The organism is Streptomyces sp. NBC_01314, assembly GCF_041435215.1.
Taxonomy (GTDB): domain Bacteria; phylum Actinomycetota; class Actinomycetes; order Streptomycetales; family Streptomycetaceae; genus Streptomyces.
The window spans coordinates 6,757,084-6,779,657 of record NZ_CP108394.1 but is presented as its reverse complement, the minus strand read 5'-3'; the positions used below and the strand labels follow the sequence as shown (position 1 = coordinate 6,779,657).

The 22,574-nt window shown below is 68.5% G+C and carries 17 protein-coding genes; 12 read left to right on the top strand and 5 right to left on the bottom strand.

What is annotated here, in order from left to right; translation table 11 throughout:
* Nucleotides 1–274: 274 nt before the first annotated feature.
* The 4 genes from OG622_RS30070 to OG622_RS30055 all read right to left on the bottom strand — a co-directional run bounded on the left by OG622_RS30070 (nucleotide 275) and on the right by OG622_RS30055 (nucleotide 5,515).
* Nucleotides 275–1,195, bottom strand: coding sequence for an alpha/beta hydrolase (locus OG622_RS30070; RefSeq protein ID WP_371579753.1), 921 nt, complete (start codon nucleotides 1,193–1,195; stop codon nucleotides 275–277).
* A 430-nt stretch (nucleotides 1,196–1,625) separates the two neighbouring features.
* Nucleotides 1,626–2,582, bottom strand: coding sequence for an alpha/beta hydrolase (locus OG622_RS30065; protein ID WP_371579752.1), 957 nt, complete (start codon nucleotides 2,580–2,582; stop codon nucleotides 1,626–1,628).
* A 99-nt stretch (nucleotides 2,583–2,681) separates the two neighbouring features.
* On the bottom strand, nucleotides 2,682–3,668 hold the full coding sequence (locus tag OG622_RS30060; RefSeq protein WP_371579751.1) for an NADPH:quinone reductase: 987 nt from the start codon (nucleotides 3,666–3,668) through the stop codon (nucleotides 2,682–2,684).
* A 44-nt stretch (nucleotides 3,669–3,712) separates the two neighbouring features.
* Complete coding sequence (locus OG622_RS30055) at nucleotides 3,713–5,515, bottom strand: CocE/NonD family hydrolase (RefSeq protein WP_371579750.1); 1,803 nt, start codon at nucleotides 5,513–5,515, stop codon at nucleotides 3,713–3,715.
* Nucleotides 5,516–6,237: 722 nt separating this feature from the next.
* Between OG622_RS30055 and OG622_RS30050 the strand changes: the two genes are divergently transcribed.
* From OG622_RS30050 to OG622_RS30040, 3 genes are all read left to right on the top strand, one after another.
* Nucleotides 6,238–7,419, top strand: coding sequence for an FAD-dependent monooxygenase (locus OG622_RS30050; RefSeq protein WP_371579749.1), 1,182 nt, complete (start codon nucleotides 6,238–6,240; stop codon nucleotides 7,417–7,419).
* A gap of 58 nt (nucleotides 7,420–7,477) precedes the next feature.
* Nucleotides 7,478–7,906, top strand: coding sequence for a hypothetical protein (locus tag OG622_RS30045; protein WP_371579748.1), 429 nt, complete (start codon nucleotides 7,478–7,480; stop codon nucleotides 7,904–7,906).
* A gap of 93 nt (nucleotides 7,907–7,999) precedes the next feature.
* Nucleotides 8,000–9,748 carry a helix-turn-helix domain-containing protein gene (locus OG622_RS30040; protein ID WP_371579747.1) on the top strand — a complete coding sequence of 583 codons (1,749 nt, stop codon included), beginning with the start codon at nucleotides 8,000–8,002 and terminating at the stop codon, nucleotides 9,746–9,748.
* A gap of 267 nt (nucleotides 9,749–10,015) precedes the next feature.
* Here the strand turns inward: OG622_RS30040 and OG622_RS30035 are convergent, their stop codons facing one another.
* The gene (locus OG622_RS30035) at nucleotides 10,016–10,561 is read right to left on the bottom strand and encodes a MarR family winged helix-turn-helix transcriptional regulator (protein ID WP_371579746.1); all 546 of its coding nucleotides are present in this window, start codon (nucleotides 10,559–10,561) and stop codon (nucleotides 10,016–10,018) included.
* A 322-nt stretch (nucleotides 10,562–10,883) separates the two neighbouring features.
* On the opposite strand from OG622_RS30035, the gene OG622_RS30030 reads away from it, so the two are divergent.
* The 9 genes from OG622_RS30030 to OG622_RS29990 all read left to right on the top strand — a co-directional run bounded on the left by OG622_RS30030 (nucleotide 10,884) and on the right by OG622_RS29990 (nucleotide 22,428).
* Complete coding sequence (locus tag OG622_RS30030) at nucleotides 10,884–11,387, top strand: flavin reductase family protein (RefSeq protein ID WP_371579745.1); 504 nt, start codon at nucleotides 10,884–10,886, stop codon at nucleotides 11,385–11,387.
* 62 nt (nucleotides 11,388–11,449) lie between these two features.
* Nucleotides 11,450–12,916, top strand: coding sequence for a 4-hydroxyphenylacetate 3-monooxygenase, oxygenase component (hpaB, locus tag OG622_RS30025; RefSeq protein WP_371579744.1), 1,467 nt, complete (start codon nucleotides 11,450–11,452; stop codon nucleotides 12,914–12,916).
* Nucleotides 12,916–14,361 (top strand): fumarylacetoacetate hydrolase family protein, encoded by a 1,446-nt coding sequence (locus tag OG622_RS30020; RefSeq protein ID WP_371579743.1) that lies wholly within the window; start codon nucleotides 12,916–12,918, stop codon nucleotides 14,359–14,361. Before hpaB ends, OG622_RS30020 begins: the two co-directional genes overlap by 1 nt.
* A complete protein-coding gene (gene dapA, locus OG622_RS30015; protein ID WP_371579742.1) occupies nucleotides 14,358–15,290 on the top strand; it encodes a 4-hydroxy-tetrahydrodipicolinate synthase in 933 nt (310 codons plus the stop codon). The genes OG622_RS30020 and dapA overlap by 4 nt, the downstream gene beginning before the upstream one ends.
* Nucleotides 15,287–16,795, top strand: coding sequence for a 5-carboxymethyl-2-hydroxymuconate semialdehyde dehydrogenase (gene hpaE, locus OG622_RS30010; protein WP_371579741.1), 1,509 nt, complete (start codon nucleotides 15,287–15,289; stop codon nucleotides 16,793–16,795). Before dapA ends, hpaE begins: the two co-directional genes overlap by 4 nt.
* Nucleotides 16,792–17,796, top strand: a complete 1,005-nt coding sequence (gene hpaD / locus OG622_RS30005; protein WP_371579740.1) for a 3,4-dihydroxyphenylacetate 2,3-dioxygenase — start codon at nucleotides 16,792–16,794, stop codon at nucleotides 17,794–17,796. The genes hpaE and hpaD overlap by 4 nt, the downstream gene beginning before the upstream one ends.
* Nucleotides 17,797–17,990: 194 nt before the next feature.
* Complete coding sequence (locus OG622_RS30000) at nucleotides 17,991–18,947, top strand: helix-turn-helix domain-containing protein (RefSeq protein ID WP_371579739.1); 957 nt, start codon at nucleotides 17,991–17,993, stop codon at nucleotides 18,945–18,947.
* A 515-nt stretch (nucleotides 18,948–19,462) separates the two neighbouring features.
* Nucleotides 19,463–20,995 (top strand): GMC family oxidoreductase, encoded by a 1,533-nt coding sequence (locus OG622_RS29995; protein ID WP_371579738.1) that lies wholly within the window; start codon nucleotides 19,463–19,465, stop codon nucleotides 20,993–20,995.
* On the top strand, nucleotides 20,992–22,428 hold the full coding sequence (locus OG622_RS29990) for an aldehyde dehydrogenase (protein ID WP_371579737.1): 1,437 nt from the start codon (nucleotides 20,992–20,994) through the stop codon (nucleotides 22,426–22,428). Before OG622_RS29995 ends, OG622_RS29990 begins: the two co-directional genes overlap by 4 nt.
* The last annotated feature ends 146 nt before the right edge of the window (nucleotides 22,429–22,574 follow it).

Sequence of the window (22,574 nt, the reverse complement as noted above, 5' to 3'; positions counted from 1 at the left end):
CCGGGCGGCCCGCTGACGCCCGGCGCCGGGTAGTGCTCGTCGTCATTCACACCCGGGGTGCCCCACGATGCCGTGACACCCCGACGACGCGGTGATGCCCCGGCCGGTGGCGGCCGCACCTTCTTGGGCACCACCGCCAAATGCCTGCTGGGCCCGCGTCAGGCCAGAAGTGGCACCACGGTTGAGCGTCATGGCACCGTACCGACGGCCTCGCGATGGTGCGCGATCTGTATGTCGATTGGCCTTCACTCTCGGTCATGGATGTGGGGCGGTCTCACAGTGCGCCCTCCAGCGCCCGTGCCTGTCGGCGCCAGAAATCCCGCGAGACCTCGGCCTTGGGGAACACCGCGTCGAAGCCGTGGAAAGCGCCGGGGACGATGTCGAGGTCGCAGGGGACGCCGCTGTCACGCAGCCGGCGCGCGTACTCGACGTCTTCGTCGTGGAAGAGATCGAGGGTGCCGACGCCGATCCAGGCCGGAGGAAGACCGGTGAGATCCTCGCGGCGGGCCGCGGCCGCGTACGGGGAGACATCCGGGCCCGCGACGGCGTCGCCGAGGTAGGACGACCAGCCGTACCGGTTGCTCTTGGGCGTCCAGACGCGCACCTTGCGGGAGTCCAGGTCGGTTCTCGTCGTCGTGCGGTCGTCCAGCATGGGGTAGAGGAGCAGTTGGAACGCCGGCCGGATCTCGCCCCGGTCATGGGCGAGCAGGGCGAGGGCCGCGGCGAGTCCGCCGCCTGCGCTGGCACCGCCGATCGCGATGCGGTCGATGTCGATGTGCAGGTCACCCGCGCGCTCGACCAGGCCACGCAGCCCGGCATAGGCGTCCTCGACCGCGGCCGGCGCGGGATGGTCCGGCCCCAGTCGATAACGAACCGCGGCGACGGTGATGCCGAGCTCGCGGACGAAGGCGATGTTCGTACGGTCGTCCTGCTCGGGAGCGCCGAAGATCAGCCCGCCTCCGTGTACCCAGAGCAACGCCGGAGCCGCTGCCTTCAGGCCGGTGGGCTGGAAGACGCGCAGCGAGACGGGCGGCGCGCCCTTCGGCCCGGGCACGGTCATCTCCTGGACCGTGACGTCCGGCCCTGGATCGGTCGAGCGCCACTTCACGCTCCGCAGGATGCGCGACGACAGACGCCCGAAGGACACCTTGGGGATGAAGCGACCTCGCTTGAGATCGGGGTGGAAGGCACTCATCGGATCCTCGCTCTTTCCCCTCATCGAGGGTGTACAGAATCGTCTGGCCACCCGGCGGATGGTCGGCGACGAGAGCGGGGACGGTCATACAGCCAGTGCGACGGAGCCGATGGGGTAAGGCCGACGCGCAGCTGCGTGGGACTCTCGCGGATCAGATCGGGCAGCGAGACGTCAGTATCACCCGTCGCCCACATCCCGACGGCCATCCGCAGCGCGACGGATTCCGCGTCGGGCCGCAGACGCGAAGCCGTGTCGCGTTCGGCGTTCGGCGTTCGGGGTCTGTGCCGGTGCCGGTGCGCTCGGCGACGAGCTCGTGAGCTGCCGCGTCACGCACCGAGCTCCGGCGTCGCCTTCCGACCCCGATGGTGCCGGCGAGGCCGCCCCCGAACCTCCGGGCGACTTCGCCGGCCGGTCTCCGCCGCACCATCAATCAATGCGTGCCCTTGCCCAGATGGGTCTCGAACCAACGGGCTGCGGCGTCGGTGACAAGATCCCGGGAAAGGTGAGGCCAGTACACGCCGTAGTGTCCCCCGGAGATCATCATGAGCTCCTTGGGCTCAAGCGCAGCGTCGTAGGCTTCCAGAGCGAGCGAGGGCGGAGTGGTCTGGTCGTCGCCGGCGACGACCATCATCAGAGGGGTCGGGCTGATGCGGCGCATGAACGGACGCACGTCGTATGCCAGCGCCCGTCCGGTCGAGCGGATGGTCACGCTGTTGATCCATCCCTCGGCGGGGCCCTGGGGACCACCCACGAGGTACTCGTAGTCCGCCTGGTCCTCGAAGAGGACGGCTTGGTCAGCCGGATCGGTCGGCATCCGCACCAGCTGGATACGGCCGGGCTCCTCGCCCTTGAGCCTTCCCTGCCTGTCCTTGTCCATGTTGTCGTCGATCGCGGCGAGCGCGCCCTGGCCGTTTCCCAGTACGAATTGGTCGTACCCGGAGATGAAGGGCACCTGGCTGACGACGGCTTTCACCCGGCGGTCCATGGCGGCCACGACGAGCACGTTCGCCCCGCTGTAGCTGGAGCCCCACAGGCCGATGCGGTCGCTGTCGAGCGCCGGGTGTTGCTCCACGAAGGACAGGGCCATCTGCATGTCCCGGTCCTGGGCGACAGGATCGACGTCCTGGCGCGGCTCCCCATCGCTGCTGCCGCACGTCCGCTGGTCGTACAGCAGGACTCCGAACCCCCGAGCGACGAAGGCGTCAGCGACAGTTTCGAGGCGGGTGATCGACGAGGAGAATCCAGGGGTCATCACGATGGTGGGATGCGGCCCCTCGGAGTCCGGGGTCATCACCCAGCCACGCAGTATGACCCCGCTGTCGGCGCGAAACTCGATGTCTTCCTTCACCGACGTCGCCGCGGCCACATCCTGGTTCTTCAGACTCATTTCCTCATACCTCCGGTATCGCGATTGACGGCCGCTCGTGCGAGCGCCGATGTGTTGATGTGTTGGGCGGGCGGTCCCAGCCGGTTTCGGGTAGGGACGTCATGCGGACAGGTCAAGGAGAACTTTTCCGACGGTTCCGGACTCCACCGCCCTGTGGGCATCCGCGATTCGCTCCAGCGGATAGTGGTGAACGGGCAACCCTCTGTCTTCACCCACGCCGATCACCCCGGCTGCCAGGGCCCTGTCGATGGACGCGACGGCGTTGTCGAGAACGGCGTCGGTCATCTTGTACAGCAGCACGAAATGCCAGGTGACGCTCAGAGTCATCTGGGATCGGACCGGCATGGTGACGTCGTCGCCGCCGTTGTTGGCGTAGACGACGATCAGCCCGTGCGGCGCGAGGACAGCGAGGTCCAGGCCGACGTTGGTGGACGGCGAGACCTCAACGACGATGTCCACCCCGCCCGGCGCGAGTCGCCGTATCTCGGCGGCGGCGTCCTGCGTGCGGTAGTTCACCACCATCGCGGCGCCGGCGGCCTTCGCGAGGCGGGCCTTGGCTTCGCTGCTGACAGTCGTGATCACGGTCGCACCGGCCCACGTCGCCAGCTGGATCGCGGCATTGCCGACGGCGCCGGCTCCTCCCGCGACCAGCACGGTGACCCCTGCGAGCACCCCCGGCGCGAGCTGGGCCGGACCTCCGGCACGGAGCGTCAGCGCGTGATGAGCGGTGATGAAAGGGACCCCGAGGCTGGCGCCCAACTCCAGAGAGGCCGTGTCGGGCAGCGGGCGGACCAGTCGGACCGGAACGGTGGCGTACTCCTGCGCGGTCCCCTCCAAGCGCTTGAAGGCGACGAGCCACAACCACACCCTGTCCCCCGGCACGAGGCCCTCGACCCCCGGGCCGACGGCGTCCACGATCCCGGAGCCGTCGAGGTGCGGAACCTGAACCTGCCCGTCGGGGATCGGCATGTGGATGCCGCCGATGCGGGTCTTCCAGTCGGTCGGGTTGACGCCTGAGTACTGGATTTTCACCCGAACCTCGCCCGCGCCCGGATCGCGCATGGGGAGGTCGACAATGCGGAGCACGTCGTGACCTCCTGTGGCTGCGTAACCTGCGGCTCTGATCTTCATCACTCCTTCTCTCGTCGACCTTCAGAGGCAGAACCGGCCGACGGTACGGTCCTGGTCCTGGTCCTGGTCCTGGTTGCCGGGACTGTCGGGAGGCGTAGAAAGGATTTGTGTTCGCCCCCCAGATGAATCGAAGTGCGTCCGCTGAAGACGGACGCCGGACGATCCGACGGATCGTCGTGCAGGAACGGTCCCGAACCCTGCATCGCGTTCTTGAAGTTCGAGAGTCGAGTCTCCGGCGCCGAGTCGTACACCCAGTCGGAGCCCCGCAGGGTCAGGCTGAGGCGCCAGCCCGGCGGTAGGACCACACTGGTGGGCCACAGTTCGACATCGAGTTGGTAGATCTCGTAGGGAATGACCTCGGATGCCCGCTCATGCGAATGGAACGGCCGGTACGGCGTACTGAGACGCTCATCGATCTCCCGGTGCGACATTCGCAACCAACCCTTCGTCACTGCACTGAAGGGATCAATAGCACCTTGAAACACATGCTCATTCCCAGCCGGGTCAAAAGCGCGCAGCACCGCGAAGATGTCCGCGTCCGTAGAGGTAGTGGATACGAAGAGCCGGCAGGTGACCGGTCCCGTGATCTCGGTGGTCTCCTCCATCGGTTCGGTGGTCCAGGAGACGCCCTCGCCACTGACGTCGAAGGAAACGACCGATTCAGTGGCGGCACCAGGGTGCATTCGGTCGATGTCCAGTTGCAGATCGGTCCAGGTCGTCCCGGGAAGTGGCCATGCGTCTTCGTGTCGCACCTCCGTCGTTCCATCGACGTGCCGCACCTTCATCTGAATGCGGGGCTGTTCATCCCAGCCGTTGTCTTCACCCTTGAGGAAGTGATCGAAGAACCGGCGCTGGAGGTCTACGCCATAATCGGTGTAGAACTCGACCCAGTGTTCACCGTCATGGATCTCAAGCCATTTCTCCGTCGAAGATGCCCTGCAAAAGCCTTCGATGTTGCCGCGAAGGTGCAGTCCCTGCCCGCCCCAGTTGCCGGCGGACAACAGCGGCACATCGACTTGGGACAGATCAGCCTGGCGTCGCTCACGGTAGGCGTCGATGAACTCGTTGTCGCGGTGAAACGTCGACAGGTCAGCCCGGTTCGCAGCGAGTTCGGATTCACTCAGCGTTCGATCGCCGCAGACCAGTTCACCGGTCGCGGCGCTCCGCGGTCCCGCCTCCCCTCGTCCGTGCTGGACCGACAGCACCTGCATCTCGTACCAGTTCAGCAGCATCATGCTCAGAACGCCGCCATGGCGTGCAGCCTCTCTGTAGAAGTCGGAGGCGCCCTCCCATACGCAGATCGCCGCGAGAGGCCCTGGCTTCAGCGCGGCCACCCGCCACTGGTTCATCCCGTAATACGAGATTCCGTTCAGGCCGACCTTGCCGTTGCTCCACGCCTGCCGGCCCGCCCATTCGATGCATTCGCGAAAGTCCTCGGTCTCTCGCGCGGAAAATGGATCCAGAAATCCGGGCGACCGGCCGGCACCACGAGAGTCCACGCGAATGATGACGTAGCCATGGGGGACCCACTTCTCCGGGTCCGCCACCTCCCAGCACTGGTGGACGTTGGTCGACCCACTCACCGTGTCCGGATGTTCCTCAGCCATCTTGTTCCATGCCGTCGGGTACCCGTCGGCGAACGCCAGACCTTTCCCGTAGGGCCCGTAGGTCATGAGCGTGGGATGTGCCGAGCCGTCATTCGGACGGAAGACGTCAGCTCGCAGAACGATGCCATCGTCCATCTCGATCGGCACGTCTCTTTCGATAAGCATCGTCTTCGCCACTTCTTCCTGAGTATCCACTTCAGCCTCCAGTCTTTCGCCTGCCGCTGGGAACTCGCCCACATCGTCGGCTCTGGCTCGCGGACACGGGCGATGCGGACTCGACGAATTCAACCGTCGACACACTTGAAACATCTCCGCGGGTAAATCGCGTCGTAGACCGCTGCGGTCTGCCGGCGTGAAGCACGGCCCCGATCAACGCTGCGGAGGCGGAGGCGCCGGCCCCGGCGACTGCCGGGCCAAGGCGGATTTAGCCGTAGTGGACCGCCGAGTTGACAACTTCGCGGCTGATTGCGACATAGGCGACCGTGAAGACAGAGAGAACAATCGGCGCCACTGACATCACGCCGCTGTGCCGATTCCACCGCCGAAGGCGACACCGAGAGCGAGGTTTGGCGCTAAGGCAGTCAGCGGTGCGGTGACTGCGATCACCATGAACATCGGTCCGCTGATCCCCAGCGAGTCGGTTGCCGGGTGAGTGTTCGGCGTTGAGCTCGTGAGTCTGCTCATCTTCCCTGACCTTCTGAACGGGTCCCTGAGGACATCCGCTCGATTGGCCGCGCCACATCGAGGTCAAACCAGAATGCCCCGGTGGAACGGCCCGGCGACATGTGCTCACTCACACTGTCAATCGCCTGCGATGTGGCCCCGAACATAGTATCGCTCGCACCACCCTCCGAGACTGAATGCCCGAGGCATCGAGCAGGCGCGCCGATGTCTCCCGCAACCGGGGAGGTCGACGCATGCGCGAACCCAAGTCCCGTCAGGCTGTCGTCGTCGGAGGGTCGATCGGCGGTCTCACCACCGCACTGCTGCTGCGCGACCTCGGCTGGGACGTCGACGTCTTCGAGCGATCGACCCGCGACGACGCCCGCGGCGGCGGCATCGTGCTGCAGCCGGACACGATCCGCTGGTTCACCGAACGCAGTACGCAGGCGCTGGAGAGCCTCACCACCTCGACAAATCTCGTCCAGTACCTGGGCAGCGACAATCGCGTGGCCCACCGCGAGAACGCGCAGTGGTCCTACAGCTCCTGGGCGACCCTCCACTCGGCGCTGCTGCGGGACTTCGGGGCCGAACGTTTCAGGCGCGGACACCGCGCCGTGGCGGTCGCTCAGGACGCGTCGACCGCGACCGTCGAGTTCGACAATGGCAGCTTTGCAACCGGCGACCTCGTGGTATTCGCCGACGGGGTGAACTCGGTGGGCCGGCAGTACGTCTCACCGAACACACCCGTCCGGTACTCCGGCTACATCGGTTGGCGCGGCCTCGTGCCAGAGCGTCTGCTGAGCAGCGAAACCTGTGCGGTTCTTGAGGACTCCGTGACCTACGCGCTCATGCCGGACTCACACATCGTGATGTATCCCGTGCCCAGCCCGATGGAAGACGGCATCACCGAAAGGCTTATGAACTTCGTCTGGTATCGCAACGTTCCGGCAGGACCCCAACTCGATCAGTTCGTCGGGGGCGCATCCGCCGGGGTCCTGTCATTGCCTCCGGACCAGGTTCCGCACACCGAGGTCGAACGAATGCGGGCCGATGCGGCTCGCGACCTACCGCCCGCGGCGGCCGAGGTCGTTTCGCGCTGCGACGCCCCCTACGTCCAGGTCGTCAGTGACATTCGCGCCGCACAGATGGTCCGAGGCCGGGTCGCGATACTCGGTGACGCCGCATGCGCCGCTCGCCCACACGCGGCGGCCGGCACCGCCAAGGCCGCTGCCGACGCGTGGAATCTGGCCGCGGCAATCGAAAAGTCAGACGACGGCCTGGACCGAGCCCTTCAGGTCTGGGAGCCCGTTCAACTCGCCCTGAGCGCCCAGCTCGAGTCGCGTGTCCAGGCCATGGGTGAGCGTTCACAGTTCGACAACTCCTGGCGCCCATCGGATCCCGAACTCCGGTTCGGTCTCTATGGGCCCGGCATCTAACAGAGACAGAGGAATCATCATGAGTGAGAGGTCCCGGGCTGATCGAAACACGCCCCTCGTGAGCAGCCTTGATCTGCCTCTGGCAGGCGAACTGATCGCCAGCGACTTTTCCGGCTGGACCGATGAGCTGACAGAAGAGTTCCGCGTTCACGCGCAGGATGGACATGTGGGTTCGCGTCTGCTCAGCGAAAATCCCCGTGTCCGGGTCTGGGAGATTCGACTGGCGCCGGGCGAACGATGGCACGCTCATCGTCACGTGCTCGATTACTTCTGGACAGCGATCACGTCTGGCCGCAGCATTCAGCACACACACGACGGAACGACTCGCGCCGTGGAGTACGAAGCAGGCGAAACGCGCCATTTCGGATTCGCGCGCGGCGAGTTTCTGCTCCATGACATCGAAAACGCGGGTGAAGCCGATCTCGTATTCACGACTGTCGAACATCTCGACAGCGAGAACTCACCTCTGCCGATCGAGCGTGGATGAGCACGCCACACCCTCCGGGCCGGCTCCTGTCATACCCTTGAGCCAGATCACGGGCGACAGTCACATGCGAGCCCTCGGGTTGGAGGGCACCTCTTGAGCAGGACGATGCCTCACGAAGTGACGCCAACCGCTGTGTGGATCGCGGCGCTCGAGTTGCTGGCCCGTCAGGCCGGGGCAGGGAGTTCGTCCGAGGACTTGCATCAGCGACTGGTCGCGGTCGGGCGCCAGCTCACCGGCTTCGACTTCTGCGCGGTTCTTCTCCCCGACGAGTCGGGGACCCAGCTGCTCATCCGTGCTTGGGCGGGTCTGGACACCTTCTACGTCGAGCAGATCAACACCCGGAACCCGTTGACGCTTGGTAGCACCGCGAGAGAGTCGCCCTCCAGCAGGGCCTATACCTCCGGCGTTTCCGTTTGGGTATCCGACATCACGCAGCATGCCGACTTCACCCAGTGGTCCGGGCCGGCGAGGGCGCAGGGTTACAGGACGCTGCTGGCTGTGCCGCTGCGAGCGGGCGACCAGATCGTCGGGACCTTCAACTGTTACAACAGAGAGGTCATCGCCCCGGATCCCCAGCTTCGCCACCTGGTCGAGGCCCTGACGGATTTCGCGAGCGCGGCTCTCGAAATCACGCGGCTCCGCCAGGCGGAGACCGGCCGGATGAACCAGCTCGAGGCTCTCAACGAGGAACTGCGCGACCGGCAGGCGCGGGACGAGCGATCTCAGGAGTTGCATCGTCGCCTTACCGACGTGGCGCTCACCGACTCGGATCTCGCCCACCTCGCAAATGAGTCCGCGCAGATGGTGGGCGCCGGCTTCCTGAAGATCGTCGACGATTCGGGTTTCGTGCTCGCACAGGCGGGCTCCGACTCGGTCGAAGACCTGACGCCGGAGGTCTCGAACTCGGCGGTGGTTCTCCTGCACGGGGAGGTAGCCGCACGAATCGAAGCTTTCGGCGCGACCCTCGACCCCGACATGGCCGCTCGCGCACTGGAGCACGCCGCGACCGTCTGCGCGCTCCTGCTTCTGCGCGACCGGACCGCGGCCGAGGCCGAAGCCCGATTCAGAGACGATCTGATCGGGGATCTCTGTTCCGGCGACCCTGAGCGGCGCGCTGCGGCCCGGCAGCGTGCACTACGAGCAAACCTGCTCGTCGATGAGGTTCAGGTAGTCGTGATGAAGGACCAAAGCGAAGGAAGTGCCACGAAGGTCGACAACTCGCCGCTCGGACGCCGGATGCGATCCATTTCGAGCCGACGACCCCGCCTTGTGTGCGGTCGGCTCGGCGACTACTGGGTCGCTCTCTGGCCGACCAGTGAAGGCGCGGAGGACATCGCTGCCACCCTCACGCACGGCGCGATCGGCTCTCAGGTACACGCGGTGGTGGCCCCGGCCGGCGGTTCGGAAGACCTGGCCAGAGCGTTCCGGATGGCACGGGGCGCGCTTGAACTCGGCGGCTCCCAGGCTCCTCTGGTTCGCACCATCGAAGACCTGGGGGTGGTGGGCCTGTTGCTCCAGCTGGAGGACCACAGGGTCGTCGCGAGCTTCAGTGATCGCGTGCTGGGTGCACTGCGCCAGAGCGATCTCGAGCGCTCGACAGACCTGATCCTCACCTTGAGGACCTACCTGGCCAATGACTGCCGCGCCGATGTGTCCGCTCAGAAGCTCTTCGTTCACAAGAACACGGTCTCCCAGCGGCTTCGGCGCATCGAGAAGCTGACGGGACTCTCTCTCGCAAGTCCTTCGGACGTCTTGCAGTTCAGTGCCGCCTTGGCAGCTGACGACATCCGGGCAGCGTCGGACCCTTCGGCAACCGAGCGCTGGTCCGCCCCTCGCCCTTGAGCGCTTTGCGCCCGCAGCGAGCCGCCGCACGCCCGGCCACGAGGCGCCGAACCGATGCGCCGCGGGAGGACCGGTCGACACCGACTGCCTTCCGCACATCGTGGCCGCCGACCTCGCCGGCCGACGGTTTCGGGTGCCCGTGCCGCACGTGCGGTCGGCCCGGGTAGCGGCGGCTCGGGTAGGTCGGGTAGGCGGCTCGGGCGGCGAAGCAGTCGCCGTCCGCCAGGTAGGACGCCTGCCATCGGCTCGTTGCCCTGGGAGAACCCCTCAGGTCCGATGCCGGACGTCGCTGTGCGCGGAGTGCGCGGTCAGCTTGCCGAGCAACTCGATGAGGGTCTGCTGCTCGTCCTCACTGAGGGCGCCCGCCCACTCCTGTTCACGTGCGTTGTGTGCCTGGAAGGCGGTGGTGATCGCATGCACGCCGGCCTCGGTGAGGCCGAGCTGGACCGCGCGCCCGTCGTAGGAGGCGCGCTCCTTGCTCACCAGGCCGTCCCGGTCCAGCGTGTTCACCAGCGCCGACACGGCGGCTCGGCTCATGCCGGACAGCTCCGCGACCTTCTTCGCCTCTACCGGGCCCGACAGCCAGATGGCGAACAGCACTCGGAAGCCGGGCCATGACCAGCCGCGAGGCCGGTGTACGGCGGATTCGAGGTCGTAGACGAGCATGTTGGCCGCGCGGTGGAGGGTGAGCACCAGCCGCATGGCGAGCGGGTCGATGCCGGGGAGTTCCCGCGACGCCCGGTCGACGGCGTGGTCGATGAACGACCAGAAGTGCAGGTGGTCGGCGTCCAGCGGTTCCGGTTCCTGGGTCACAGTCGGAGTGTAGGTCGGGCGGCGTCACGGACCGCACTCGGGAATGCGGGCACACGTCGGCACCCCGTCCAGGTTTCCGGACCGTAAAAAACCTTCACCCGAGGGCTTCCCCAGAGATGCCGACGGGGGTACCGTCCCCAATTAATCAAAGCATTGATTACATGCTCTGAGCATTAGTCGTACCGTTTTGTCCCCTGGGTCCGTCAGGGGACAGGTCTCCTCCCGGCCGTGCGTCCCGATGCGCGGCCGGGTAGCCCCGGCCGTTCCCCCTCCTCCGTCAAGGGGGACGGTGTGGCGGGCGATCGATCCCAAGGAGCCTCGTATGCCCGAAGCACTCGCTCCCCCCAGTCCCGGCGCGCTGCGTGCCTGCATGTCCCGTTTCGCCACCGGCGTCACGGTGGTGTCGTACGCCACCGACGACGGTCCGCGGGGCGCCACCATGAACTCCTTCACGTCCGTGTCCGCCGAACCGCCGCTCGTCCTGATCAGCGTCGCCCGCCGGGCCCGCTGCCACGACCAGCTGGCCGACGGGCCCTTCTGCGTGAACATCCTCGGTGCCGAGCAGGAGCAGCTGGCCCGGCTGTTCGCGGGGGCCCCGAGCACCGTGGAGCCCCGCTGGGCGGAGGGCGCGCGCGTTCCGCGGCTGGCCGACCCGCTCGCCTGGGTGGAGTGCGAGCCCTGGCGCGCGTACGACGGTGGCGACCACACCCTGGTCCTCGGCCGCGTCACCGACCTCGGTCACCGCGACGGCGACGCCCTGACCTACGCCTGGAGCCGTTTCGCGTCCACGACCGAGTCGACCGACGGCATCGAGCACCTCTTCTAAAGCCTTTCCGCCCGGCCCGCCCCCCTCTCTCGAACCCCACCGCACTCCCCAGGAGAACCACCATGGCCGCACGCACCGGCAAGGAATTCCTCGAACGCCTCTCCCAGTCCCGCCCCACCGTGCACATCCAGGGCGAGACGCTCACCGGGGGAATCCAGGAACACCCCGCCTTCCGCAACGTGGTGCGGACCTACGCCGAGCTGTACGACCTCCAGCACAGCGACGAACACAAGGACGTCCTCACCTACGCCTCCCCCACCTCCGGTGAGCCGGTCGGCACGTCCTTCCTCACTCCGCGCACACCCGACGATCTCGTCAAGCGCCGTAAGTCGTTCAAGGTGTGGGCCGACCACAGCAACGGCATGCTGGGCCGCACCGGCGACTACATGAACAGCTCCCTGATGGCGCTCGCCTCGGCCGCCGACTGGTTCGCCCAGTCCAACCCCGCCTTCGGCGAGAACATCCGCCGCTACTACGAGAAGGCCCGCGAAGAGGATCTGCTGTGCACCCACACGCTGATCCCGCCGCAGGTCAACCGGGCCGTGGCGGGCACCCAGCAGGCGGGCGGCAAGCTCGCGGCACGCATCGTGAAGGAGGACGACAACGGCGTGGTGATCCGCGGGGCGCGCATGCTCGCCACCATCGCCCCCTTCGCCGACGAGATGCTCGTCTTCCCCTCGACCGTGCTCCGCGGCACGCCCGAGGACAAGCCGTACTCGTACGCCTTCGCCATCCCCAACGACACCCCCGGCCTGCGCTACATCGCCCGCGAGCCCCTCGACTACGACCGCCCGCGCCACGACCACCCCCTCGCCTCCCGCTTCGAGGAATCGGACTGCGTCGTCGTCTTCGACGACGTGCACGTGCCCTTCGAGCGCTGCTTCGCCCTCGGTGACGCCGAGCTGTGCAACGGCTTCTATTCCCAGACCGCCTCCGTGGTGCACATGACCCACCAGGTCGTCACCCGCACCACCGCCAAGACCGAGTACATCCTCGGACTGGTGACACTGCTCACGGAGGCCATCGGCATCGAGCAGTTCCAGCACGTCCAGGAGGACATCGCCGAGATCATCACCACCCTGGAGACGCTGCGCGCCTTCCTGCGCGCGGCGGAAGCCGACGCCGAGATCAACGAGTACGGGGTGCTGACCCCGGCCTGGGCCCCCCTCAACGCCGCCCGCAACCTCTACCCCAAGCTCTACCAGCGCTTCCCGCAGATCCTGCGCAAGCTCGGCGCCTCCGGCCTGATGGCCACCCCGACCGAACTCGACATCACCGGCCCGGCGGCCATCGACATCGAGGCCTACCTCCAGTCGGCCACCCTCACCGGCGCCGAGCGCGTGAAGCTGTTCCGTCTCGTCTGGGACACCTGCATCTCCGCCTTCTCCAGCCGCCAGGCCCTGTACGAGTACTACTTCTTCGGCGACCCCGTCCGCATGGCCGGCGCGTACGTGAAGTCGTACGACCGCGAGCCGTACAAGGCGAAGGTCCAGAACTTCCTGGATCAGAGCAGCCTGGAGCGCTCCTGATGACGCACCCCCTGGGGAATCCTCCTTCGAAGATCATCGCTGTCCATCTCAACTACCCCAGCCGGGCCAAGGAGCGCGGCCGGATCCCGGCCCAGCCCTCCTACTTCCTCAAGCCCCCCTCGTCGCTGGCGGGCACCCAGGAGGCCATCGTCCGCCCGGAGGGGTGTGAACTTCTCGGGTTCGAAGGCGAGATCGCCCTGGTCGTAGGCAGCCGGGCCCAGCGGGTGCGGCCGGAGGACGGCTGGTCCCACGTGCGGTGGGTGACCGCCGCGAACGACGCCGGGGTCTACGACCTGCGGTATGCCGACCGCGGCTCCAACCTCCGCTCCAAGGGCGCCGACGGCTTCACCCCGATCGGGCCGCGGCTGCTGGACGCCCGCCAACTCGACCCGACCGCACTCCAGCTGCGTACCTGGGTCAACGGCGAACTCGTGCAGGACGACACCACCGACACGCTCCTCTTCCCCTTCGGACAGCTCGTCGCCGACCTGTCGAGACTGGTCACGCTGGAGCCCGGGGACGTCATCCTTACCGGGACTCCGGCCGGCGCGTCCGTCGTCTCCCCCGGCGACACGGTCGAGGTCGAGGTCACCGGCAGCGGGCAGTCCACCGGGCGGCTGCGCAACCCCATCGCCTCCGGGCCCGCCCTGGAGACGTACGGAGCGATGCCGAGGACGGACGAGGCCGAACGCGAGGCCGCCCACGGAGCCGCGTACACACCCGAGCCCCAGCTCGACGAACGCATCGAGCAAGGCCTGCGTTCGGTCGCGGTCGCCACACTCAGCGCGCAGTTGCGGGGGCGCGGACTGCCGCACATGTCCATCGACGGCGTACGTCCCACACAGCCGGACACGAAGATGGTCGGCGTCGCCCACACACTGCGCTACCTGCCGCTGCGCGAGGACCTGTTCAAGCGATACGGCAACGGCATGAACGCCCAGAAGCGGGCCATCGAGCAGCTGCGACCCGGTCATGTGCTGGTCATGGACGCCCGCCGGGACACCTCCGCCGGCACGCTCGGCGACATCCTCGCCCTGCGCGCCCAGCAGCGCGGCGCGGCCGGGGTCGTCACCGACGGAGGTCTGCGCGACAGCGTCGCCGTCACCGAACTGGGGCTGCCCGTCTACCACGGCGGAGCCCACCCCTCCGTCCTCGGCCGCCGCCATGTGCCGTGGGACACGGGAGTGCCGATCGCCTGCGGCGGAGCCCTCGTGCAGCCCGGCGACCTGCTGGTGGGAGACGCGGACGGCGTGGTCGTCGTGCCGCCAGACCTGGCCGAGGACCTGATCACCGACTGCCGGGAGCAGGAACAGCGGGAGCAATTCATCACCGAGCAGGTGCGCGCCGGGCACGGCATCGACGGCCTGTATCCCCTCGGCCCCGACTGGCACGAGATGTACGAGCGGTGGCGCAAGCAGCACAGCACGCAAGGAGAGCCCACATGAAATTCCGCAGCGACCCGTCCGCCATCCGCGGCTCCATCGCTCCCGCCATCACCCCCTTCACCTCGGACGGAGCCGTCGACCACGACAGCCTGCGCGCGCTGATCCGCTTCCAGCTGGAGTCCGGTTCGCACGGCATCTCGCTGGGCGGCTCCACCGGCGAGCCCAGCTCGCAGAGCGTCGGCGAGCGGATCGCGGGGATGCGGACGGCGGTCGAGGAGATCGGCGACCGCGTCCCGTTCCTGCCCGGGACCGGATCCCACAAGCTCGACGAGACCCTCGAACTCACCGCCGCCGCAGCCGAGTTGGGCGCCGACGCCGCGCTCGTCATCACGCCGTACTACGCGCGCCCCACGCAGGAGGGGCTGTACCAGTGGTACGCGACCGTCGCACGGGAGTTCCCGGACCTGCCGATCGTCGCCTACAACGTGCCCTCGCGCACGGCCGTCGACATCGCGCCCGAGACGGTGAAGCGGCTGTTCACCGACTTCGAGAACTTCGTGGGCGTCAAGGAGACCACCAAGGACTTCGAGCACTTCTCGCGCGTGCTGCACGCCTGCGGGCGCTCACTGCTGGTGTGGTCCGGCATCGAGCTGCTCTGTCTGCCGCTGCTCGCGCTCGGCGGTGCGGGGTTCGTCTCGGCCGTCGCCAACCTCGCGCCCGGCGCGGTGGCTCGGATGTACGAGCTGTGGGAGGCGGGCGATTTCGACGGTGCCCGCGATCTCCACTACCGCCTGCACCCGCTCGTCGACCTCTTGTTCGTCGAGACGAACCCGGCGCCGGCGAAGTGGGTGCTGCACCAGCAGGGACGTATCGCGTCGCCCCATGTCCGCCCGCCGCTCGCCTCCCCCACCGACGCGGGCCTGTCGAAGATCCGCGCGCTCCTCGCCGAGGGCGGCGACCTCACCCAGCAGATCGGAGCCGCGCAGTGAGCGCCACCCCGGAGCACCTTCCCCCCACCCCCGAGCACCTGCCCTCCGTGATCCGGCACTGGATCGGCGGTGACCTCGTCGACGCCGCCGACGGATGCACCTTCGACGTCGCCGACCCGGTCTCCAACACGGCCTACGCACAGGCCGCGCGTGGCTCCGCGGCCGACGTGGACCGGGCGGTGACGGCCGCCCGGGTCGCGTTCCCGGAGTGGGCCGGGCTGTCCAACCGGGCACGCGCGGGTGTCCTGTACCGGATTGCCGACGCCGTCGAGGCCCGTCATGACCGGCTCGCCGCCTTCGAGTCGTACGACTCCGGGCTGCCGATCACGCAGGCCCGCGGCCAGGCGCGGCGTGCCGCCGAGAACTTCCGCTACTTCGCGGATGTCATCGTGGCCCTCGGCGAGGAGGCGTTCCGGCAGGGCGACGACCAGTTCAGCTATGTGGTGCGCACACCGGTGGGGGTCGCCGGGCTGATCACTCCCTGGAACACCCCGTTCATGCTGGAGAGCTGGAAGCTGGCACCCGCGCTGGCGTCCGGCTGCACGCTGATCCTCAAGCCGGCCGAGTGGACCCCGCTGTCCGCGTCGCTGTGGCCGGAGATCTTCGAAGAGGCAGGCGTGCCCGCCGGAGTGGTGAACATCGTCCACGGCATCGGCGAGGAGGCCGGCCAGGCCCTCGTCGACCACCCGGACGTGCCGCTGATCTCCTTCACCGGCTCCTCCGACACGGGCCGGCACATCATCCGCTCCTCCGCCGAGCACCTGAAGACGGTGTCGATGGAGCTGGGCGGCAAGTCCCCGGTCGTCGTCTTCGCCGACGCCGACCTGGAAGCCGCCCTGGACTCGGTCGTGTTCGGCGTGTTCTCCCTCAACGGGGAGCGCTGCACGGCAGGTTCACGCGTACTCGTCGAGCGCCCGCTGTACGAGGAGTTCACCCGGCGACTGGCGGAGCGGGCCGCGAACGTACGCGTCGGGCTGCCTTCCGACCCGGCCACCGAGGTCGGCGCACTGGTACACCCCGAACACTACGAGCGCGTCCTGAACTACGTGGAGATCGGCCGGAAGGAGGCCCGGCTGGTCGCCGGTGGCAGCCGCCCCGAGCACCTCGCGGACGGCAACTACCTCCAGCCCACCGTCTTCGCCGACGTCGAACGCGACGCCCGTATCTTCCAGGAGGAGATCTTCGGCCCGGTCGTGGCCGTCGCTCCCTTCGACGACGAGACCGAGGCCGTGGAACTCGCGAACGCCACGCAGTTCGGTCTGGCCGCCTATGTCTGGACCTCGGACCTCAAGCGCGGCCACCGCATCGCGCACGCGGTCGAGTCCGGCATGGTCTGGATCAACTCCCACAACGTCCGTGACCTGCGCACTCCGTTCGGTGGGGTCAAGGCCTCCGGCGTCGGCCGCGAGGGCGGCGCCCACAGCATCGACTTCTACACCGAATCGAAGATCGTCCACGTCGCCCTCACCGAGGTGCACACCCCTCGCTTCGGAGCCACCTCATGACCGCCTCGAACGCACCCGACGTCGTCCGGTCCGCCTACGCCCAGTTGGCCGTCACCGACCTCGGTGCCGCCCGCTGGTTCTGGGTCGACATGCTCGGCTTCCACATCCAGTACGAGGACGCCGGGTCGCTGTATCTGCGCGGCACGGACGAACTCACCCACCACTCGCTGGTGCTGCGCAAGGGCGATCTGGCGGCCCTCGACCACATCTCCTATCGCGTCCGCACCCCGGAGGACGTCGACAAGGCGGAGAAGTTCTTCGCCGGACTCGGCTGCCCGGTCAAGCGGTTGAAGAAGGGCGAGGGAACGCACGGAATCGGCGACGCGGTCCGGGTCATCGACCCGCTCGGCTTCCCCGTGGAGTTCTTCCACGAGATCGAGCGCGCCGAGCGCCTCATCCAGCGCTACGACATCCGCCACGGCGCCGAGATCGCCCGCCTGGACCACTTCAACATCTGCACCCCCGACATCCCGGCCGCCTACGCCCACTACAAGTCCCTCGGCTTCGGCTGCTCGGAAACGATCGAGGGTGACGAGCACGAGCTGTACGCGGCCTGGATGTACCGCAAGCAGACCGTCCATGACGTCGCCTTCACGGGGGGTGCCGGACCGCGCCTGCACCACGTCGGGGTGGCCACCCACGAGTCCCACCAGGTACTGCGCGCGGCCGACATCTTCGGCTCGCTGCACAAGGAGCACCACATCGAGCGTGGCCCCGGCCGGCACGGTGTCTCCAACGCCTTCTACCTCTACCTGCGGGACCCCGACGGCCACCGCGTGGAGATCTACACCTCGGACTACTACACCGGTGACCCGGACCACGAGACGTACCGTTGGAACGTGCGCGACGACCGCCGCCGCGACTTCTGGGGCAACGCCGTCATCGAGTCCTGGTACAAGGAGGCCGTCCCCGTCCTCGACCTGGACGGACGTCCGCGGCCCGTGACCGACACCGTCCTCGACGAGTCCGCGGTTCAGGTGGGTGCGGACGGCCTCGGCTGATGCTCCGGGCGGTGGGGGACCCGGAGGTGCTTCGCGCCCTTCCGGGGCCCCTCACCGCCCCCTCAACAGACACGGGATCTTCTCATTCACCCCATTCGTCGCACTTTGTGAAAACCGGATAATACAGTTAGTATCCGGCGGCATGCCTACCTGCCGGCCTGCCGAAGGGCCCTCAGAGGAGACCCATGCCCTCGATGACGACTCCGTTGGAAGACACCTCCGCAGGACGCTTCGAGTTCTGGCGGGACGTGGTCGGCCAGAGTTTCGTGCCGCTGGAAGCGCTGCCGCGCGAGGTTCCCGACTTCCGCGCCTCCTTGGACACCGCCCAGCTCGGCGCGGTGCAGGTGTCCGTGGTGGCCGCGGATCCGCACGGCGTCGCCCACACCCGTAGGCACATCGCCTCCGACCCGGCCGATTTCGTCAAGGTGAGTCTTCAGCTGGCAGGGCAGTGCATGCTGACCCAGGCGGACCGCCAGGCCCTGCTCAAGCCGGGCGAGCTGGCCATCTACGACACCCGGCACCCGTACACACTCGACTTCGACCAGCCGTACCGCACACTCGTGCTGATGTTCCCGCGGGTCCTGCTCCGGCTGCCCGAGCGCGACCTGACCCGCATGATCGCCACCACCGTGTCGTGCGACGACGGACTGGGGCCCGTGGTGCACCCGTTCCTGCGCGGACTGGCCGGGCAGGTGCGGCAACTGGACGCACTTAGCACGCCGCGGCTCGCGGACAGCGTGATCGACCTGGTCGGCGCGCTGCTCTCGGAGCGGTGCGCCGCGCACGTGACACAGCAGGACGACGGGCGGGAACTGCTGGCCCGGCGGATCCTCACGTACATGGAGCAGCGGCTCTCCGACCCGGGGCTCGGCCCCGACCGGATCGCGGCCGCCCACCACATCTCGCGGCGCTTCCTCTACAAGCTGCTGGCCGAGCGGGGATACACGGTCTCGGGCTGGCTCCGGGAGCGTCGCCTCGCCGAGTGCCTGCGCGACCTCGCGAACCCCGCGCTCGCCCCCATGCCCGTCGCCACCGTCGGAAGCCGCTGGGGCTTTCCGGACCCCGCCCACTTCAGCCACGCCTTCAAGAGCGCCTACGGCATGAGTCCGTCCGAGGCACGCGGGGCCGGGCGCACGGCGCTGGGCGCCTAAGCGCTCCGCTGGAAGGACGGTGATGAACCCGCGGGCCGGTGGGGGCTGGTCGCGCAGTTCCCCGCGCCCCTTACGGGGCGCGGTGCCGCACCAGACTTCACCAAGGCCGCTTAGCGAGCGCTCAGCGGCGGTCACGCGGTTTTGCCGCCCTTTCGCCGCCTGTCGTAGTACATCCCGAAAACGGCGGATCTGCCGATCGTGCCCGCCCCGGCAAGGGCCGGTGCACCATCACGCAAGCCGGAGTGGGTGGCCAGGGTGCATGCGACTCACGCGAAGAGCCAGGACCACCTCGGTGGTCCTGGCTCTTCGCGTGCTGCCGCGAACCAGCCGTCCGCCCCGCGCGGTCCGGCTGGTCACCCGCCGCAGCTGCCGCGTCGCCCATGGGCCGGCAGGGCAACGTGCGCCCGGCCACAGGGCCGGCCGTCCGCCCGTGCACAGCCGTTCGTGCCCGCCTCCGCAACAGCCCGTGCACGACGGCACAAGCGGGCGGCCCGTCCGTCTGTGACCCTCCCGTCATGCGAGCAACACACACCGTTTACGACCACATCGTGGTGGGCGCCGGGTCCGCGGGCTGTGCGCTCGCGCGCAGACTCGTGGACGCCGGCCGGACCGTCCTGCTGATCGAGATGGGCGACCGGGACGACAACCCGGCCATCCACGACCCCGGGCGCCTGTGGGAGCTGTGGAACTCCCCGCAGGACCACGCGTACACCACCGAACCCCAGCGGCACGCCTCCGGCACCCAGGTGTTCTGGCCGCGCGGCAAGGTCCTCGGCGGCTCCAGCGCCCTCAACGGCATGATCTACGTCCGCGGCAACCGGGCCGACTACGACAGCTGGGCCTACCAGGGAGCCGCGGGCTGGTCGTACGACGAGGTGCTGCCGTACTTCAAACGCTCGGAGGACTTCGAGGACGGCGCGTCGGACTACCACGGGGCCGGCGGCCCGCTGCCCGTCAGCCGGAACCACTCCCCCAACCCGGTCACCACCGCCTTCATCGAGGCCTGCCAGGACTACGGGATCGCGTACAACGACGACTGCAACGGCCAGGACCAGCTCGGCGTGAACCTGATCCACCGCAACATCCGCGACGGCAAGCGGGTCAGCGCGTGGACCGCCTTCATGGAGCCGGTGCTCGACAGCGCGCAGCTCACGGTGATGACCGGCACGGCGGTCACGCGCGTCCTGGTGGCCGACGGCCGGGCGCAGGGCGTCGAGCTGCTGCGCGAAGGCCGTACGACGGAGGTCCGCTGCGAAGGGGACGTGATCCTGTCCGGCGGCGCCATCGGATCGGCCCAGCTGCTCCTGCTCAGCGGTGTCGGGCCGGCGGACGAGCTGCGGGCCCTCGGGATCGAGTCGACCGCGGACCTGCCGGGAGTGGGCGCGAACCTGCACGACCACACCCTCGCTCCGGTGGTGTGGGAGTCGGCACGGCCGGTGCCGCAGGGTACGGCCAACAAACTGGAGGCCCACTACTTCGCCAAGTCCGACCCGGCGCTGGCCGTGCCGGACCTGCAGCCGCTGATGTCCCACCTGCCACTGCCGGTGCCCGACATGGACGTTCCGGAAGAGGGCCACGGCTTCTCGGTCCTCGCCGGGACGATCCGTCCGCTCAGCCGGGGCCGCCTGTGGCTGCGCTCGGCCGACCCCACCCAGGCTCCCGCCCTGGACCCCGCTTACTTCTCCGAGCCGTCGGACCTCGCGTCCATGGTGCGGGCCGTGCGGCAGGTGCGGGAGATCGGCGAGGAGAAGTCGCTGGGCGACTGGCGGGCCCGCGAGGTCGCACCCGGACCGTACGTGCGTACGGACGCGGAGATCGCCGCGTACATCAAGCGGACCCTCCTCAGCTATCACCACCAGGTGGGCACCTGCCGTATGGGCATCGACCGTATGGCGGTCGTCGATCCTCAGCTGCGCGTACACGGCGTGGCCGGCCTGCGCGTCGCGGACGCCTCCGTCATGCCCTCCGTCACCTCCGGCAACACCCACGCACCTGCCGTCATGATCGGCGAGCGCTGCGCCGACTTCATCCTGGGAGCACAGCTGTGACCAACACCCTTTTCATCGGTGGCGAGTGGCAAGCCGCGGCCTCCGGAGCGGAGTTCGAGACCCTGGACCCGGCGACGGGGCAACCCCACGCCCAGGTGTCCCTGGCCGGGGCCGCGGACGCCGACGCGGCCGTACGGGCCGCCCGCGCCGCCCTCGAGAACCCGGACTGGGCGGGACTCACCCCGGCCCGGCGCGCCCGGATCCTGTGGCGCATCGGCGACCTCATCGAGGAAAACGCCGAGGAACTGGCCGCGTTGGAGACCCGCGACCAGGGCCAGCCGCTCGGCATCTCCATGGCGGTCAGCGTCGCCGCGGCTGCCGAGCACTTCCGCTACTACGCCGGCTGGGTCACCAAGATCTACGGCGAGACGGCGCCGCTGTCCTTCCCCGGCGTGCTGCAGTACACCAAGCGCGAGCCGGTGGGAGTGTGCGCGCTGATCACCCCGTGGAACTTCCCGCTCATGATCGCGAGTTGGAAGATCGCACCGGCCCTCGCCTGCGGGAACACCGTGATCGTCAAACCCGCGGAACAGACCCCGATGACCACGGTGCGGCTCGTCGAGTTGTGCCGGGCGGCCGGTGTGCCGGACGGCGCCATCAACCTGCTGACCGGTGGTCCCGAGGCCGGCCGGGCCCTCGTCGAGCATCCCGGCGTGGACAAGGTCTCCTTCACCGGTTCGACCGAGACCGGCAGGGACATCGTCCGGGCCTCCGCGGGCAACCTCAAGCGTGTCACGCTCGAACTCGGCGGGAAGGCACCGAGCCTCGTACTGCCCGGCGCCGACCTGGACGCGGCCGTGGCGGGCTGTCTTCAGGGCGCGCTCCTCAACAGCGGCCAGGTGTGCGCGGCCTACACCCGGTTCCTCGTCCACCGCTCCCTCGCCGACGAGTTCGCCGAGCGCTGTGCCAAGGCCGTCAGCGGGATGCGGCTCGGCGCGGGCAGCGCGCCCGACACCGAGCTCGGCCCCCTGGTCACCGGCGAACACCGTGACCACGTCCACGCGCTCGTGCGCAGCGGGGTCCAGGAAGGCGCCCAGCTGCTCGCCGGCGGCGCCCCGGTCGACGACCTGCCGGGCTTCTTCTTCCAGCCGACCGTGTTCACGGGTGTACGGGACGACATGCGCATCGCCCGCGAGGAGATCTTCGGCCCGGTGCTGTCCATCCTGCCGTACGACGACGAGGACGAGGCCGTCGCCCGCGCCAACGACACCGAGTACGGCCTGGCAGCGGCCGTATGGACCCGCGACGTGGGCGCGGCGCACCGCGTGGCCGGCTCCATCCGCGCGGGCACGGTGTTCATCAATATGCCCAACCCCGTGGACGCCTCCGCCCCCTGGGGCGGGTTCAAGGCCAGCGGCTGGGGCCGGGAGATGGGCAGCGCAGCCATCGACGCGTACACGGAGGTCAAGAGCGTGTGGACCTCGCTCGCCTGAGGTGCCCGCCCGTCACGGACAGGCAGCCCCCGCGGGTTCGGACCGCACGATCCTGCGCCCTGGTGGGGAGCTTGCCGCGCTTCGCCGCGCCGCGGCGGTGCGACCGGAGGACAGGAGGACCGGCTCACCATCGATGTCCGGACACC

Bases quoted from the DNA above. Each gene is read 5' to 3' on its own strand.
- OG622_RS30070 (WP_371579753.1), bottom strand. From the start codon at position 1,195: ATGAGTGCCTTCCACCCCGATCTCAAGCGAGGTCGCTTCATCCCCAAG.
- OG622_RS30065 (WP_371579752.1), bottom strand. From the start codon at position 2,582: ATGAGTCTGAAGAACCAGGATGTGGCCGCGGCGACGTCGGTGAAGGAA.
- OG622_RS30050 (WP_371579749.1), top strand. From the start codon at position 6,238: ATGCGCGAACCCAAGTCCCGTCAGGCTGTCGTCGTCGGAGGGTCGATC.
- OG622_RS30030 (WP_371579745.1), top strand. From the start codon at position 10,884: ATGCCCGAAGCACTCGCTCCCCCCAGTCCCGGCGCGCTGCGTGCCTGC.
- hpaB (WP_371579744.1), top strand. From the start codon at position 11,450: ATGGCCGCACGCACCGGCAAGGAATTCCTCGAACGCCTCTCCCAGTCC.
- OG622_RS30020 (WP_371579743.1), top strand. From the start codon at position 12,916: ATGACGCACCCCCTGGGGAATCCTCCTTCGAAGATCATCGCTGTCCAT.
- dapA (WP_371579742.1), top strand. From the start codon at position 14,358: ATGAAATTCCGCAGCGACCCGTCCGCCATCCGCGGCTCCATCGCTCCC.
- hpaD (WP_371579740.1), top strand. From the start codon at position 16,792: ATGACCGCCTCGAACGCACCCGACGTCGTCCGGTCCGCCTACGCCCAG.
- OG622_RS30000 (WP_371579739.1), top strand. From the start codon at position 17,991: ATGACGACTCCGTTGGAAGACACCTCCGCAGGACGCTTCGAGTTCTGG.
- OG622_RS29995 (WP_371579738.1), top strand. From the start codon at position 19,463: ATGCGAGCAACACACACCGTTTACGACCACATCGTGGTGGGCGCCGGG.